Source organism: Nitrosococcus oceani ATCC 19707 (assembly GCF_000012805.1).
Classification (GTDB): Bacteria; Pseudomonadota; Gammaproteobacteria; order Nitrosococcales; family Nitrosococcaceae; genus Nitrosococcus; species Nitrosococcus oceani.
This window is the reverse complement of sequence record NC_007484.1, coordinates 1,901,823-1,918,245: the sequence shown is the minus strand read 5'-3', so window position 1 is coordinate 1,918,245 and position 16,423 is coordinate 1,901,823. Positions and strand designations below refer to the sequence as shown.

Annotated in this window: 15 protein-coding genes; 9 read left to right on the top strand and 6 right to left on the bottom strand. The window is 49.6% G+C overall.

Features of this window, described 5'->3' with window-relative positions; all coding sequences use genetic code 11:
- Nucleotides 1-13 precede the first annotated feature (13 nt).
- The 9 genes from NOC_RS09245 (at nucleotide 14) to putA (ending at nucleotide 10,482) form a co-directional block, all read left to right on the top strand.
- Entirely contained in the window at nucleotides 14-652 is a 639-nt protein-coding gene (locus NOC_RS09245) for an MBL fold metallo-hydrolase (RefSeq protein WP_002808604.1), read from the top strand.
- Nucleotides 653-923: 271 nt separating this feature from the next.
- Nucleotides 924-1,853 carry an arginase gene (locus NOC_RS09240; protein WP_002809917.1) on the top strand — a complete coding sequence of 310 codons (930 nt, stop codon included), beginning with the start codon at nucleotides 924-926 and terminating at the stop codon, nucleotides 1,851-1,853.
- Nucleotides 1,810-3,039: an ornithine--oxo-acid transaminase gene (rocD, locus tag NOC_RS09235; RefSeq protein ID WP_002810974.1), complete on the top strand. Its 1,230-nt coding sequence runs from the start codon at nucleotides 1,810-1,812 to the stop codon at nucleotides 3,037-3,039. The genes NOC_RS09240 and rocD overlap by 44 nt, the downstream gene beginning before the upstream one ends.
- Nucleotides 3,039-4,580: an L-piperidine-6-carboxylate dehydrogenase gene (locus NOC_RS09230; RefSeq protein WP_002809020.1), complete on the top strand. Its 1,542-nt coding sequence runs from the start codon at nucleotides 3,039-3,041 to the stop codon at nucleotides 4,578-4,580. The genes rocD and NOC_RS09230 overlap by 1 nt, the downstream gene beginning before the upstream one ends.
- Before the next feature lie 34 nt (nucleotides 4,581-4,614).
- On the top strand, nucleotides 4,615-5,712 hold the full coding sequence (locus NOC_RS09225; RefSeq protein ID WP_002809581.1) for a hypothetical protein: 1,098 nt from the start codon (nucleotides 4,615-4,617) through the stop codon (nucleotides 5,710-5,712).
- Between the two features lie 19 nt (nucleotides 5,713-5,731).
- Complete coding sequence (locus NOC_RS09220) at nucleotides 5,732-6,265, top strand: LEA type 2 family protein (protein WP_036497551.1); 534 nt, start codon at nucleotides 5,732-5,734, stop codon at nucleotides 6,263-6,265.
- Between the two features lie 136 nt (nucleotides 6,266-6,401).
- Nucleotides 6,402-6,614 (top strand): dodecin, encoded by a 213-nt coding sequence (locus NOC_RS09215; RefSeq protein ID WP_002809504.1) that lies wholly within the window; start codon nucleotides 6,402-6,404, stop codon nucleotides 6,612-6,614.
- 64 nt (nucleotides 6,615-6,678) lie between these two features.
- A complete protein-coding gene (locus tag NOC_RS09210; RefSeq protein WP_002811085.1) occupies nucleotides 6,679-7,140 on the top strand; it encodes a ferritin-like domain-containing protein in 462 nt (153 codons plus the stop codon).
- A 213-nt stretch (nucleotides 7,141-7,353) separates the two neighbouring features.
- The gene (putA, locus tag NOC_RS09205; RefSeq protein ID WP_002809014.1) at nucleotides 7,354-10,482 is read left to right on the top strand and encodes a bifunctional proline dehydrogenase/L-glutamate gamma-semialdehyde dehydrogenase PutA; all 3,129 of its coding nucleotides are present in this window, start codon (nucleotides 7,354-7,356) and stop codon (nucleotides 10,480-10,482) included.
- Nucleotides 10,483-10,508: 26 nt separating this feature from the next.
- Here putA and NOC_RS09200 read toward each other — a convergent pair whose 3' ends face one another.
- From NOC_RS09200 to cysZ, 6 genes are all read right to left on the bottom strand, one after another.
- Nucleotides 10,509-10,928 carry a response regulator gene (locus NOC_RS09200; RefSeq protein WP_002811124.1) on the bottom strand — a complete coding sequence of 140 codons (420 nt, stop codon included), beginning with the start codon at nucleotides 10,926-10,928 and terminating at the stop codon, nucleotides 10,509-10,511.
- A 25-nt stretch (nucleotides 10,929-10,953) separates the two neighbouring features.
- Nucleotides 10,954-12,060: a sensor histidine kinase gene (locus NOC_RS09195; protein WP_002810213.1), complete on the bottom strand. Its 1,107-nt coding sequence runs from the start codon at nucleotides 12,058-12,060 to the stop codon at nucleotides 10,954-10,956.
- A gap of 23 nt (nucleotides 12,061-12,083) precedes the next feature.
- Nucleotides 12,084-12,995 (bottom strand): sigma-70 family RNA polymerase sigma factor, encoded by a 912-nt coding sequence (locus NOC_RS09190; protein WP_002811395.1) that lies wholly within the window; start codon nucleotides 12,993-12,995, stop codon nucleotides 12,084-12,086.
- 155 nt (nucleotides 12,996-13,150) lie between these two features.
- A complete protein-coding gene (locus NOC_RS09185) occupies nucleotides 13,151-13,756 on the bottom strand; it encodes a response regulator transcription factor (RefSeq protein WP_002808995.1) in 606 nt (201 codons plus the stop codon).
- On the bottom strand, nucleotides 13,746-15,407 hold the full coding sequence (locus tag NOC_RS09180; RefSeq protein WP_002809028.1) for a hybrid sensor histidine kinase/response regulator: 1,662 nt from the start codon (nucleotides 15,405-15,407) through the stop codon (nucleotides 13,746-13,748). The genes NOC_RS09185 and NOC_RS09180 overlap by 11 nt, the downstream gene beginning before the upstream one ends.
- 35 nt (nucleotides 15,408-15,442) lie before the next feature.
- A complete protein-coding gene (gene cysZ, locus NOC_RS09175) occupies nucleotides 15,443-16,228 on the bottom strand; it encodes a sulfate transporter CysZ (RefSeq protein WP_002808613.1) in 786 nt (261 codons plus the stop codon).
- Nucleotides 16,229-16,423 lie beyond the last annotated feature (195 nt).

The following is a 16,423-nucleotide window of genomic DNA, read 5'->3' as shown; positions in this document are numbered from 1 at the left end:
GATAAAGAAATAGATGAAATTTGAAATTTTGCCTGTTACCCGGTTTATGCAGAACTGCACCTTACTCGGCTGCGAAGAGAGTGGTAAGGCAGCAGTGGTAGATCCCGGCGGTGATGTGGAGCAGATCCTGGCAAGAGCTGAAGCCGGTTGTCTCAAGATAGAAAAGATTCTGCTGACTCATGGCCATATCGATCATGCTGGCGGTGCGGGCGAACTGGCGCGCCGATTAGAGGTGCCTATTGAAGGTCCCCAAATAGAAGATGAATTCTGGATTGATTCTCTGCCAGCACAAAGTGAGATGTTTGGTTTTCCTCCGGTTAGAGCTTTTGTGCCTGATCGTTGGTTGGAGCAGGGGGATAGGGTCTCCTTTGGTAAGGTGGTACTTAATGTTTATCATTGCCCAGGGCACACGCCGGGTCATGTGATTTTTTTTCATCCGGAAAGTCATCTCGCTCTCGTTGGAGACGTATTGTTTAAGGGTTCCATTGGTCGCACTGATTTTCCTCGGGGCGATTATGATGCGCTCATCCACTCTATTCGCAAACGCCTGTTTCCTTTGGGAGATGAAGTTCGGTTTATTCCGGGGCATGGCCCTATGTCAACTTTCGGGGAAGAGCGGCAATCAAATCCCTTTGTTGGGGAAAAAATTTGAGCAATCCTCGTTTTTTCAACGCCTGGTAGCTGCGTACTCTTTGCAAGCGTTGGGTAGCCCCCAGGAAGGCAAGATAGGTTTCTGATTTACAAGCGTTTTTCATACGCCTCGCCCAGATCGTCCTCAAGGTCAATATTGCTCCTAAGTTTTGACGTTAGTGGCTGTGGAGCCTTTACAGGGGCGTGCCTGAACAAAATTAGCACTTTGCCGGTCCAATTTGGAGGAGCTGGGGGGATATATGAGGCAAATAGGGAAAAAAGGTAGGGGGATCATGAAGATCATTCGTATCATTGGCGTTGCAAGTGGTTGGGGCGCTTTGGATCGCCGCTGCGAAGCGGGCCCGGAGGCCCTCCGCCGCCGAGGTCTAGTGGCCCATCTACGCCAACAAGGAATGCCTGTTTCCTGGGAGATCACGATACAACCACAAGAGAGTCAGGATGATAACGCCGTGATGGCGGTGCAGGCACTTTCCGTGGAACTGAGCCAGGTGGCAGGTAATGTGGTTGCTAGGGGTGAGCCCTTTATTGTTCTAGGAGGCGATCATTCTTGCGCTATTGGGACCTGGAGCGGGGCCGTTTCCAGGCGGCGAATTGCAGGACCTGTGGGACTTATCTGGATAGACGCCCATATGGACGCTCATCTGCCAGAGACCAGCCCCAGTGGCGCCCTGCACGGCATGCCTCTGGCCTGCCTTCTAGGTTGGGGAGATCCTCGGCTCACCGCCATTGGGAGTCCTGAGCCTAAGTTCTTGCCAGAAAATGTGGTGCTTATTGGGGTTCGTAGCTTTGAGCCGGAGGAGCATCGATTGCTTCAGCGGTTAGGTGTGAAGGTTTTTTTTATGGACGAAGTGCGCCGCCGCGGATTGAGCGAAGTGTTTTATGAGGCTTTGGGACGAATCCGGGACCGGACTACAGGATTTGGGATCAGTCTTGATCTGGATGCTATTGATCCCAAAGAGGCCCCCGCTGTGGGTTCTCCAGTGCCAGGGGGCCTCGCCAAGGAAGAACTTCTACCGTTGTTGCGACAGCTCTATGGAGATCCCCGTTTGATAGGATTAGAAATCGCCGAATATAACCCTGCCCTGGATGAAAAACAGCTAACGGCTCGTCTGATTAGTGAGCTGCTGCTCTCGGTTTTTGCACCACTGAGGTTACCCTATGAATCCTATCATCGAGCTGGAAAAGCGGTACTCAGCGCATAATTACCATCCTTTGCCGGTCGTATTGACCAGAGGGGAGGGGGTTTATCTCTGGGATACGGAAGGGAATCGCTATATGGACATGATGAGTGCCTATTCCGCAGTGGGCCATGGCCACGCCAATCCTCGGTTGATCCATGCCTTGGTCGGTCAGGCCCAGCGTCTGACCCTGACTTCCCGTGCCTTTTATACCGATCGGCTGGGGCCATTGCTAGAGTACGTCTGTGAATTGAGTGGTCAGGATCGGGCGCTGCCCATGAACACAGGGACGGAAGCGGTGGAAACCGCGTTAAAAGCGGCCCGCAAGTGGGCCTATCAAGTGAAGGGAGTCCCGGCGGGACAGGCGGAAATCCTGGCCTGTGAGGGAAATTTCCATGGACGGACCATCGCCATTGTGGGTCTTTCTTCTGAGGCCCAGTATCAACAAGGCTTTGGGCCTTTCCCGTCCGGCCTAAAATGTATTCCCTATAATGACCTGGAAGCCTTGGAGGCGGCGATCACGCCCCGTACCGCAGCTTTTCTGGTAGAACCTATCCAAGGGGAGGGGGGCATTATTATCCCAGGGAGAGGTTATCTTCAAGGTTGCGCTGAGATCTGCCGCCGTCATGATGTCTTACTCATCTGCGATGAAGTTCAGACGGGGTTGGGACGTACGGGTAAGGTATTGGCCTGTCAGCACGAGGGGGTGCAACCGGATGGGCTTATTCTTGGCAAGGCGCTAGGTGGGGGTTTATTACCCATCTCTTTATTTTTGGCCCGGGAGGAAGTCATGGATGTGTTTCGGCCTGGGGATCATGGCAGCACCTTTGGGGGCAATCCACTTGCTTGCGCCGTGGCTCTGGAAGCCCTTAAGATTTTGGTTGAAGAGCAGTTGTCAGAACGTTCGGCTGAATTGGGGGATTATTTCTTACGGCAACTCCGGCAGCTGCGAAGCTCCCTTATCCGGGAGGTCCGGGGCCAGGGCCTATTTATTGGTATCGAGATCAACCCGCGGTGGACGAAGGCGCGAGCAGTTTGCGAAGCCTTGATGAAAAACGGTCTTTTGAGCAAGGAAACCCATGAAGTGGTGGTCCGTTTGGCGCCACCACTGATCATTACCCAGAAGCAAATTGATTGGGCGCTGGAGTGTATTATCCAGACCTTCCAAGACCTGGAAGAAAAACTTCAGCCCTCTGAGGCCAGCTCATAATGAAATTACTTAAGGATTTGGGTCTAGAAGATTTCAATCCGGGGGTGTGTTGGGGGCCGGGGTGGTGGTCTGGAGCGGATTCCCGTCGGCGAATCGATTCCAGCAACCCAGCCACTGAAAAGCCGATTGCTAGTGTTGGGGCAGCGACCGCGGCCGATGTGGAAACCCTCATAGGTGCCTCCTGGGAGAATTTTAGAACCTGGCGTGCCGTCCCCGCGCCGGTACGGGGAGATTTGGTGCGCCGCCTGGGTGAGTCTCTGCGGGTCCATAAAGATCGCCTGGGCAGCCTGGTGAGCTTGGAGACGGGTAAGATCAAGGAAGAAGGGGATGGGGAAGTACAGGAAATGATTGATATGGCGGATTTTGCCGTGGGGCAATCCCGGATGCTCTATGGCAAGACCATGCACTCGGAACGTCCCAGCCATCGGATGTATGAACAATGGCATCCCTTAGGACCGGTAGGGGTGATTACCGCCTTTAATTTTCCGGTTGCCGTATGGGCCTGGAATGCCCTGATTGCCGCTATTTGCGGCAATACAGTCATTTGGAAGCCCTCTCCCAAGGCGCCCTTAACGGCCGTCGCTGTGCAGCACCTTTGTAATCGAGTGATGGAGGAAGCCGGTTATCCAGGGGTGTTTAACCTCTTGGTGACCGATGAGAATCCACTGGCTGAAAGTTTGGTGCAAGACCGGCGGATTCCTTTGATTTCTTTTACTGGCTCCACCAAAGTAGGACGGTGGGTGAGTCGGTTAGTGGCTGCGCGGTTGGGACGAAGCCTGCTGGAACTCTCTGGCAATAACGCAGTGATTGTCGATGAAACCGCTGATCTCGACTTGGCAGTGCCGGCGGTAGTTTTTGGGGCGGTCGGCACGGCGGGGCAGCGTTGCACCACCACACGGCGTCTGATTGTGCATGAAAACTGCTATGAGGAGCTGATTTCCCGGCTAATCCATGCTTACCGGCAATTGCCCATTGGCGATCCCTTAGATAGAAAAACCTTAGTGGGACCCCTTATTGATGCCGAGGCCGTGGCAAAGTTTAGCGATGCCATAGCAACGCTTAAGCAGCGGGGAGGTGAAATTCTCTACGGTGGCCGTGTGCTTGAGAGGGGTGGATATTTTGTCGAGCCTACCTTGGTTCGGGCCGAAAATCATTGGGAAATGGTGCAGCGGGAAACTTTTGCTCCCATCCTTTACCTTATTCCCTTTAAAACCCTGGAGGAGGCGATTGCACTGAACAATGCCGTACCTCAAGGGTTTTCCTCGTCATTATTTACCACTCATCTCCAGCATGCCGAACGATTTCTCTCCCACTGGGGCAGTGATTGTGGTATCGCCAACATTAATATGGGTACGTCAGGGGCTGAGATCGGCGGGGCTTTTGGGGGTGAGAAGGAAACTGGAGGAGGTCGAGAAGCGGGCTCGGATGCTTGGAAAAACTATATGCGGCGGCAAACCAATACCATCAATTGGGGCACGGAATTGCCCCTGGCTCAAGGAATTCGCTTCGAGCTGGAGGGGGAGAGCCCACCAGAGAGATGAGATTTGGCAGCTGGTTCGCTGATACCGAGATAATATGAATTTCATTCTGAATAGTTCCTTTACCCAGCGAGGATTTCTGCCTGAGCCTGATCCGGCTCGGCGCTTTCCAAGTGATTCCGAATTGGCTGTGCTGGATGAACTCGGCCGAGATTTGCCAAGCTTGTTACAGGATCCGGGGTGCCGTCGGTATTTACGGGAGCAGCAGATACCCTTCTGGCCAGCACAGCGTAACCGCTCCCAGGATCTTCCTGAACTGCAGCTCTATTACTTGCGCCTGGGGTTTTTGGCTTCAGCCTATATTAACCAGGTGGGAGAACCTCGGGCCACCGTATTACCCGCTAATATTGCCCATCCTTTGTGCCAGGCTTGCGCCCTGTTGGAACGGCCGCCTATCCTCAGTTATGACGGTTATGCCCTCTATAATTGGAAACGCTTTCGTCCCGAGGGGCCAATTGCACTAGGTAACATCGACACGCTGCAGAATTTCGTTCATCTTTATGATGAGCATTGGTTTATTCTGGTTCATGTGGAGATCGAGGCGCTGGCGGCCGGTATCTTTTCAGGGATTAACCGGTTACTGTGTGAACCGTGGCAGGATGATCTGATCAATCCAATCCTCCAAGCCATCGGGGCAACCGTCTGGCGCCAAGTCACTGTTCTCAAGCGGATTCCAGAACGGATGGACCCTGCGCTTTATTATCGAACTTTCCGGCCCTATATTCGTTACTTTAAGAATGTGGTCTACGAGGGGGTGAAGCAAGCTCCCATGGACTTTCGCGGCGAGACTGGCGCCCAAAGTAGCCTCATGCCTCTTTTGGTGGCTTTATTGAAAATCCCCCATCAACGCTCTTCGCTTACCGAGCATCTGGCCGATATGCGTCGATACATGCCCTGGAAGCATCTCCAGGTGATTAAGGCTGTGGAGGAATTGCCGGAACTGCGCCCCTACGCGGAGAAGGAAATCTATAATAGCGTTTTAGAAGCAGTGGCAAGTTTCCGGGAATTTCACTATGGTTTGGCTTGGGAATATATCCAGAAACGGACCGATGATCCCTTTGGCACGGGTGGAACCCCTTATATAAAATGGCTCAAGCAACTCATTGATGAAACCCGGGCTCACCAGATCTCTTAACGGTAAGGGAGGAGGTTGGTTGCCAAAAATTGCTCTCATTAGGAAGATTTTAGCCTCAAGGCTGGGCGTGCTAGCTCTTTTGAGTTTAGCTTTGATGGCTTGCGCTACGCTTTCAAACTATGAACGGCCACGGGTCTATCTCACCGATTTTCAATTCCGGGAGGCGAGTATGCTGGCCCAGAATTTCCTGCTGCGTTTGCGTATCGATAACCCCAATGATGCCGCCTTATCCATTAATGGGATGGAGGTAAGCCTTAATTTGAATGGACACCCGCTTGCCCAGGGGCTGAGCAATCAATCTTTTTCAGTACCTCGTTTCGGGAGCGCTGAGGTAGAAATGCAAGTAACCACTACCTTCATCAACCTTGTTCAACAAATGCTTTCCCTCCAGGGCCAGCGGGTGCTGAATTACGAAATTGCGGGCCAATTACACTTGGCCCGTGCTCTGGGTTTTGGCAGACGGGTTTTTCCTTTTCAGGAGAAAGGCGTGCTGGATTTGAAAACGATGGGAAATAGGGACATAAGCTTTAATTACCCTCCAGGCAGGCGCTGAATAAATAAATTTGGCACTATAAAATTGGGTAATCATTGTCTAACCTATAAATAGAAAGGGCGAAATTGCGGTTGGGGGCAATAATAAATAGTCTCCAGATAAGTTTTGCGGGCGTTACCAGAAGGGGGGAATTTTCATGTCGGATCATGTCTATAAAAAGATTGAATTAACGGGCAGTTCTGCTAAGAGCATGGAAGATGCGGTTCAGCAAGCAGTGAGCAAAGCCTCGAAAACTCTCAATCACCTGCGCTGGTTTGAGGTAGTTGAGACCCGAGGAGAAATTGATGACAATGGGCGGATAAAGCATTGGCAGGTGAGTTTGAAAGTAGGCTTTAGAATCGATGGGTAAAGAAAACGTTTAGCGACCACTGGAAAGAGTCTAAGCGAAGTAAGAGTCATTAACGAGGGTCATTGTGAGTAGTGAAGATATCGATACCCAGGTAGTTATAGCCAAGCTCAATCAAATCCTGGAGATGGAGCTAGCGGGCGTGGTCCGTTATACCCATTACTCGTTTATGGTCTTTGGCTATAGCCGGATACCTATTGTCTCCTGGTTGCGTAAGGAAGCAGAGGAGGGGCTTGTGCATGCCCATGAAGCAGGAGAGATGATTACCCACCTTGGAGGGCATCCTTCCTTGGGGATGGGTCCGTTGCTAGAGACCCATAACCATGATATAGGCGCCATTTTAAGAGAATCCCTGGAGCATGAAAAGGCAACCCTCAAAGCTTATTTTGAATTATTGGACGTGGTAAAGGAACGCTCGGTTTTTCTGGAAGAATATGCGAGACGATTGATTTCCGAGGAGGAAATCCATCAGGGTGAGATCGATAAAATGTTACGGAAACCCGGTGAGTTGAAGGTGTTTTCTTCTTAAATTCTGCTCAAGTATGGTTTTTTACGATTTTCTTCTTTGCCCCTCGTATTTTACCCACCAGCGCTAAATGGCCGGCTTAAAACTCTACTAAGTTTGTTATTTTCCTGAACTTAATATTGAGGAAGAGAGTGTGATCCTACGAGGGGAGGAGTCTATGCCTATTGCTTTACCGTATTTCGATTGTCGGTATGCTTGCAGGAAGCGAGAGTGGTCATGATTTCGGATATTGAACTACCCTCTCTAGATTCGCCACGGGCTGCGATTAGTGCGGCCTATCTCGCTGATGAAACAGTCTGGGTAAAGTCCTTATTACGTGAGACGGAGTTGGCTCCTGAAGTTAATGAGCGTGTGAAGCGGCGGGCAAGCCAATGGGTACAGTTAGTGCGCGAGAAACGCCGCTGGCATGGAGGTTTGGATGCTTTTCTCCATGAATACAACCTTTCAAGCCAGGAAGGGGTGGTTCTCATGTGCCTGGCCGAGGCCCTGTTGCGAATCCCTGATGATGAGAATGCGGATCGGCTTATCCATGACAAACTCCTCAAGGGTGAATGGGATAGGCATCTTGGGCATAGTCATTCGCTCTTTGTGAATGCGTCTACCTGGGGATTAATGCTCACTGGGCGTCTGATGCGCCTGGAAACACCGTTAATCGATGATGGCAAGGGTGTGATTAAGCGCCTAGTAAAGCGTGGCGGGGAGCCTTTGGTGCGCTTAGCGCTCCGGCAAGCGATGCGCATTATTGGGGGTCAATTTATCATGGCGCCTAGAATTGAACAGGCTTTGACACAATGCCGTGAAAATGAGCGTTACTCTTTCGATATGCTAGGTGAAGTCGCCCTGACCCAGGCCCGGGTCGAGCAATACTATAGTGGCTATCGGCATGCAATTAGGGTGCTAGGGGAGACAGATTCAGGCGAGCATAATCGGGAAGCAACAGGAATTTCGGTCAAGCTCTCGGCGCTTCATCCCCGTTACACGTTTTCCCAGCGAAGGAGAGTGCAAGCGGAGCTAGTTCCCCGGGTATTGGCATTAGCCCGTGAAGCCTGCGCCGCCGACATTGGGCTTACACTAGATGCAGAGGAAGCGGATCGTTTAGAGTTGATGCTCGATGTTTTTGAGGCGGTATTCCGCGATCCTTCCTTGAGGAGATGGCAAGGGTTTGGGCTAGCACTGCAAGCCTACCAAAAGCGGGCGCTGCCTGTCTTGAATTATTTGCGGGATCTTGCCCAGAAAGAAGGCCGGTGTATTCCGGTACGGTTGGTGAAAGGTGCCTATTGGGATACGGAAATCAAACGTGCCCAGGAACAGGGACTGGCCGGTTATCCAGTTTTTACCCGGAAGGTCAATACGGATGTTTCTTTTCTTGCCCTAGCTCGCCGCCTACTCAGTGCCCGCGATGTGTTCTACCCTCAATTTGCCTCCCATAATGCTCATACCGTGGCTTGGGTGCTGGAAACAGCAGGAGAGCAGCAAGGCTTTGAATTCCAACGCTTGTATGGTATGGGGGAATTGCTATATAGCGCCTTGCGGGAACAGGGAATTAGCGTTCCCTGTCGAGTCTATGCGCCGGTGGGAGGATATGCTGATCTGCTGCCTTATTTAGTGCGTCGCTTGCTGGAAAATGGTGCTAACACTTCTTTTGTCAACCGGATTGAGGACGAAGAGGTGCCTATCGAACAAATAGTGGCGGACCCTTCTGAGTATGTTCGTAGCTTGCCCTCTAAATCCCATCCTAATATCCCTTTGCCTCTTCGGCTTTATGGAAAAGTGCGGCGCAATTCCTTAGGGATTAATCTGAATGATCCCACTAGCTTGGAGCGTTTAATGGCCGAGCTTGGCAGGGCTATGGAGAAGCAAAGGCAAGCTTTGCCTTTGGTGAGCGGCGAAGCCGGCAAGGGGACAGTCCAAGTAGTGCGGGACCCTAGCGATCGGCGGCGGGTGCTGGGTACCGTAGTAGAAGCCGATCAAGAGGCTATCGCCGAGGCTCTTTCGGAAGCGGATGCTGTTGCAGCGGGTTGGGAAGCTACCTCTGTTTTGGGGCGAGCTGAGTGTTTAGAGCAGGCGGCTGATTTATTCGAGGAGCGTCAAGTTGAGTTGATGGCTCTATGTATTCGTGAAGGAGGGAAAACTGTTGCGGATTCGCTTGCCGAAGTGCGGGAAGCGGTAGATGCTTGTCGCTATTATGCTGCCGAAGCCCGTCGGCTTTTTGCGATGCCTAAGATGCTGCCAGGACCCACCGGCGAGCATAATGAGCTGACTCTTCACGGACGCGGCGTGTTTGTTTGCATTAGTCCTTGGAATTTTCCTCTGGCTATCTTTACGGGCCAGGTAGCGGCTGCGCTGGTAGCGGGCAATACAGTGATTGCAAAGCCCGCGGGGCAGACACCCTTGATAGCGGCATTGGTGGTGCAGTGGTTCCATGAGGCGGGAATTCCGCCTCGGGTTTTGCACTTTCTCCCTGGCAGAGGTTCAAGGGTAGGTCAGGCGTTAGTGGCCGATTACCGTATCAGCGGGGTTGCCTTTACGGGCTCAACCAGGACCGCTGCTGTTATTAACCAAGTGCTGGCGGAACGCAAAGGGCCTATCGTGCCACTTATCGCCGAAACCGGCGGCCAGAATGCCATGATCGTGGATAGTTCCGCGCTGCCAGAGCAAGTGGTGGTGGATGTCATGACGTCGGCTTTTAATAGTGCCGGCCAACGCTGTTCGGCGCTGCGGGTGTTGTTTCTTCAGGAAGAGGTTGCCGAGCCTATATTGGAAATGCTCATCGGCGCGATGGAGGAATTGAGGCTGGGGGAGCCGGGACGGCTGGATACCGATATAGGACCGCTTATCGATGGGGAGGCAAGGGCGCGTTTGGAAACCCACTGCCAGCGCATGAATCGAGAGGCGCGCTTGTTGTGCCGTTTATCCTTGCCTGAAGCTACCCAAAACGGCTACTATTTCGCACCCCGAGTCTACGAATTAGAAAATTTGGCGGAACTTACCTATGAGGTTTTTGGCCCTGTCTTGCATGTTATCCGCTATTCATCCAAGCACCTCAATAAGGTGATTGCCTCTATCAACCGAACTGGATACGGCCTAACTTTGGGAATTCATAGCCGCGTGGATGAAACAGTGCGTTACATTCAGAACCGGGTTCATGCAGGCAATATCTATGTCAATCGCAATATGATCGGTGCTGTAGTGGGCGTGCAACCCTTTGGAGGTGAGAGGCTTTCGGGAACCGGCCCAAAGGCCGGTGGTCCCCATTATTTATTGCGCTTTGCCACCGAGCGTTCAACCAGCATCAATATGGCTGCGGTGGGGGGGAATACCGATCTCCTGTCATTGGGGGAGTAATTGATAAACGTTGAGCCATTCCAAACTTATTCGCCAGGTAAACTGACAGTAGTGAGCCAAAAATTATCGATGCTTTTAGCGATTTGAATAAACTGATCTAATTCTACGGGTTTAGTTATATAGCAATTAGCATGGAGATCATAGCTTATTAGAATGTCTTTTTTGTCTCCAGAAGTGGTTAGAACCACTACCGGAATACGCTTGAGTGCGGAGTTTTGTTTGATCTCTCGAAGCACTTCGCGACCGTCTTTTTTCGGTAGATTTAAATCAAGTAAAATGAGATGGGGCCGGGGAACGTCCGCATATTGACCTTGTTGGTGTAAAAATTCCATCGCCGCAACTCCATCTTCCACTACATAGAGCTGATTTTGTATTTTTGCTTCTTTGAACGCTTCTTGGGTTAATCTTACATCGCCGGGGTTATCTTCTACTAGTAATATTTCCATACCTTGCCGCCTGAAATTTCTATGTTTATGGTAGGGGTTTTTCTGGTTTGAATGGCAAGGTGAAGAAAAACGTAGCCCCCCTGCCCTGCTTGGATTCTACCCAAATCCGCCCCCCGTGACATTCCACGATCTTCTTGCAAATGGCGAGGCCAATACCTGTGCCGGGATATTCCCTTTTGCTATGCAGGCGCTGAAAAAGTAAAAAAATTCGTTCGGCGTATTGAGGTTCAATCCCAATCCCGTTATCAGCTATGGAAAAGATAATTTCATTCTCTTCCTCTTTAGCGCTAATATGGATTCTCGGTATCGTTTCTCCCCGAAATTTTAAGGCATTACTGATGAGGTTCTGGAATAGTTGTGCGAGTTGGGCTTCATCTGCTATTAACAGGGGCAAAGGATCAACAGTCAGGGAGGCCTGAGTTTCTTTAACTACAAATTGGAGGCTTTCCAGAACCTGCCGGACTACCCCGTTACTATTGGTTGTGGCAAAAGTTCTATTTTTGGTGCCTGCGCGGGAATAAGCGAGCAAGTCATTGATGAGTGCCTGCATTCGAGTGGCCCCATCCACCATGAACTCGATGAATTCATCGGCATCGGAGTCTAATTGATTCCGGTAGCGACGGGCGAGCAACTGGGCATAACTGCTGACCATTCGAAGCGGCTCCTGGAGGTCATGGGAAGCCACATAGGCGAATTGTTCTAATTCGGCATTAGAGCGCATGAGATCCTGGGTTTGCTGTTCTAGTGTTTTCTGTATTTGTTTGCGTTCCGTAATATCTCGGATAGCGCTCGTAATTAATAAGCGGCCATCTACTTCCATGGGGCTGAGGCTGATCTCGGCCGAAAACATGCTGCCGTCCTTGCGTACTGCATAGAGTTCACGACCTTCGCCCATGGGGCGAGTGCGGGGGTGACGATAATACTTTTGACGCTGGCGGGCGTGGCCATCGCGGTGTTGCTTTGGTACCAGAATCTCAAGAGGCTGGCTTATTAGTTCTGCTCGCGAATAGCCAAGCATCCGTTCAGCCATGGCGTTAACGAGGACGATGCGGCCCTGATGATCAGAGATCACCATGGCATCGGGGGCAGTGTCAAATAGCCGCTCGAAAGGCAGCTGAATTTCCCTTGTCATTATTTTATCTGAACGGATCTTATTTATGCCGTAGTCTCGCTTTCGATAATTTTGCGAAGTCGCTTGATGGCCGTTTGCTGAATCTGTCGTACTCGTTCACGGGTAATACCAAGTTTTTGACCTATTTCCTCAAGAGTTGTTACTTCATAGCCATCCAATCCGTAGCGGCATTTAATAATCTCCTGCTGACGCTCAGGGAGTTGCGATAATTGGTTATGAATGCTGGCTTTTTTATCAAAAATCTCCCATAAGATAGCGGGGTTGTTCCTTTCATCAGGAAGTAGATCAACCAAGCAGTCGTCAGTGTCCTCGCTCAGGGGATCATCCAGCGATATTTCTGGTGCCTGCAAGCTAAGATAGCGCTGTATCCTTTCCAAGGGTTCGTGAAGCAATTTTGCAATCTCTCCTAAATGGGGTTCAATATTATATCTCTGTCTAAAATATCTTGCTTCCTTTTGATAACAACGAATTTTTTTAAAAACATGAATAGGAACCCGAATAGTTCGGGTTTGATTCATCAGCGCCCGCTCTATTGCCTGGCGTATCCACCAACTGGCATAGGTAGAAAACCGGAAACCAAGTTCAGGGTTAAATTTCTCTACCGCATCAATAAGCCCAAGGTTGCCTTCTTCAATTAAATCCATTAAAGGCAGGCCACGATTAATATGGCGGGTCGCCATTCTTATGACTATTCGCAAATTACTTTCGATAATGTGATTTCGGGCTTCGCGGTCCCCTTGTTGAGCCAATCGTGCATAATGCCTTTCTTCTTCGGCGCTCAACAAGGGCACTTTACCAGCCTCCCGCATGTAAAGATTTTCCAGGGTAAATCCTGTAGATTGAGACTGCTTAGCGCTATCTCCAGTCTTTTTATTGTTTGCTAATGGGGCGGTAATATTTATCGATTGGAGAGAGGAAATCTTTTTGCTAACCATAGCTGCTGCTCCTTTTTACTGCTTTACTGCTAGCTTACTTTGCAGCTATTTTTATAAGATAAACCCTAGCGGTGGCTATCCGTATTTCTACGGAGAATGAATTAATTCAAGTTAAGTATTTGAATTATAATAAATATAATTTACTTTGCTTCTACTTAAAGCGTTTCCAAAATAGCCAATCGGACAATATCGGCAAGGGATCTAACTTTTAATTTCTCCATAATATTAGCCCGATGAGTTTCAACGGTTCGAATACTAATGCATAGCTCGGCGGCGATGTGTTTGTTCATTTTGCCTTGTGCGAGCAGTTTAAATACTTGACGTTCTCGCCGGGTTAGGGACTCTAGCTGGGCTAATTTTTCTGGCTGCGAGTGGAATTGCTTCTTAGGAGTTTCTTCGGATAATATTTTATGGAGACGATCCAATAGGGTTTGAGCACGGAAGGGTTTTTCAATAAAATCCTTGGCTCCTAGTTTCATTGCCCGAACCGCCATGGGTACATCGGCATGTCCGGTAATCATGATAATGGAGAGGTGAATTCCCCGTAATTGTAATATGTTTTGTAATTCAAACCCATCTATGCCAGGCATTCGTACATCTAGCAAGAGACATCCCGTTAAGGGGGGGCTCTCCCTTTCAATAAATGTTTGCGCGGAAGAGTAAGTTTTTACATCAAAACCTTCCCCTTGCAAAAGCAAGGCAAGTGATTTACGCATTGCTCCATCATCATCCACGATATATATCGTATTTTTAGCTGCCATGAAGAGTATTCTTTGGGGAGATAATTGGCAGCCTAAGCTGAAATACAGCACCACCGTGCTTATTATCAGTCGCTAAAAGCCAACCTCCATGGGCTTCGATAATGGATTGACAAATCGGCAATCCCATTCCCATACCTTCCGTTTTAGTCGTGAAAAAAGGCTCAAATATTTTCTGCTTGAGGTTATCTGGTAGCCCCGGCCCTGTATCTTGGATTTGAATTTCAATAGCGGTTTTTTTTATCCATGACGTTTTAATTCTGATTTGCCGATCACCGTTGCAGGGGTTCGCTATCATGGCATCGAAGGCATTACGCATCAGATTGAGAAATACCTGTTGGAGTAGAAGGCTATCAGCGGTAATAGAAGGAAGTGACGTTTGCAAGTCGAGTTTAATCGTAATGTTTTGCCACCGTGCTTCAGCCTGCATGATACCAACGGTTTCACGAATGAGTTCGTTGATTGCCAGAGAAGCCCATCGTTGCTCTTTTTTGTGGATAAGGTTACGAAGATGACGAATAATTTTTCCTCCTCGCTCGGCTTGGGTTGCGATTTCCTCCAATATATCGCGAAGTGGTTGATGTTTTGAGGTTTGTGGCTCAAGAGTGCGCAAGCAAATATCGCTATACGTAGTGATGGCTCCTAGGGGTTGGTTGAGTTCGTGGGCAATCTGGGCAGCCATTTCCCCGAGGGTGCTTAAACGGGAGATATGAGCTAGCTCAAGCAAACGCTGCCGAGCAAGATCTTCAGCCTGTCTTTGCTCGGTAATATCGATACCAGTATAAATAACATAATCTAGAGCCCCACTGGGGGCGAATAGTGCTGTGCTTGACCAAGCGATCAGGTATCGCTCCCCCGTTTTCGCTTGCCAATAGCTTTCATGCTTCTTGGGAGTGTTTGGTGTTTGCCATTGTTTGAGTTTTTCCCTGGTGTCTTTTTTTATTTGGTCTGGAAAATAGGTAAGCTCCCAAAGATACCGTCCTTGCGCTTCCTCGGAAGGATATCCGCTAATTTTCTGGAAGGCTCGGTTAAGGCGAACAATCTGGCCCTGACTGTTGAGAATTACCACCAGGACATCGGCAGTATCCAAGATCATAGAGCTAAAGTCCCGTTCTTTTCGGAGCAATGCTTCAGTGCGTTTCCGCTGGAGGATTTCTTGCTGAAGCTGGCAATTGGCCTTCTTCAGATGGGCTGTTCGCTCAGCGATGCGTTGCTCCAATTCATCTCGAGCTTGGCGCAATACAGTTTCAGTTTGCTTTCTTTCCACCGCATAACGTAATGCTCGCCCCGCCAGCTGATTATTACTTTGACCTTTGACTAAATAATCCTGGGCTCCGAGTTTTACTGCCTCGATGGCTAGTTCTTCATTAGATAAACCGCTTAGCACCACGATGGGTAGCTGAGGTGCAGCCTCTTTTACCTGGCTAAAAGTATGGAGACCGTGACAGTCAGGTAGGGTTAAATCTAGTAAAATGGCATCAAATTGCTGATGCTCGAGCAAGGACAGCGCTTGGCTGAGTCGCTCTACCGCCGTAGTCTCGAACTTAACCCCGGTTACCTCTTGTAGGGCAAGTTGTACCAGCCGGACATCACCTGGATTATCTTCGATAAGGAGTAGATTGATTTTTGGGACGATGTTTGAGTTAGCCAACATGCTGGTTTTTCAAACTATGGTTTTTGCTATAAGGGTTAGTTTATAGAGCTCTCTTGTTGGCCAGATGGGCTTTGAAAAGCAGAGGGTTGCGCTTGTGTTTCGTGGCGGGACTTTAAATGAGTGACCCAAAGGGCAGTAGCACCAGCAACAGCACTGGGCATAACGAAAAAATTCACTAAGGGAATGCTGGTGGCGAATAAGGTTGCTCCCCCAAACCCTAGCCCTAGTAAACGGTGTCGTTGTAATCGTTGTCTCTGTTGAGAGAAACTAATTCTGTGGTTTCCCATGGGATAGTCCATGTATTCTAAGGCAAACATCCATGCGCTGAAAGTGAACCATAGGAAAGGAGCGACAAGGTTAAGTCCAGGGATGAGAAATAAAAGCAGGAGAGGAATAGCTCGGAGGGCGAAATAGCCGATTTTATTCAGCTCCATCCAAATTGCTGAACAAGCTTCTCGAAGTAATGTTGTACTAGATTCTTGTATTTCCTGGCCAGTAAGGTATTGCTCGACGGCTCTTGCCAGCGGTCCATTGAAGGGTGCGCCAATCAAGTTAGCGATGAGGGAGAAAATAAAAAAAACTATGACGGCCATCGTGACTGCAAATAGAGGCCACAGTAACCAATGTAACCACTCTAGCCATGGTGGCAGCAGTGCATCGATAAGAGTACCAAATTGGGCGGCACCTAACCAAATAAGGATACCAAAAAGGAGGATGTTAATGGTGAGGGGAATATAAGCATAGGCACGCAGCCCTGGACGGTGAATAAGATGAAACCCCCGTAAAAGGTGATTTACGCCTACAAAAACTTGGGTAATCATGGTTTATTCCTCATTAAGTTTGAGTCATGGATTAAGGGAAGGGCATCTTGTGGGTCAGAAATCTGAAAGATTTCAGAAAGCTCTATCTTCTGACTCGAGTGCAGCGTCGGAAATTTCTATTATTTTCGGTGAATTTTTCTTCGAGGGAAAGGAGCATAGGCTATCAGGGTTTTAGTTTATCATTAGGCGTAGGTG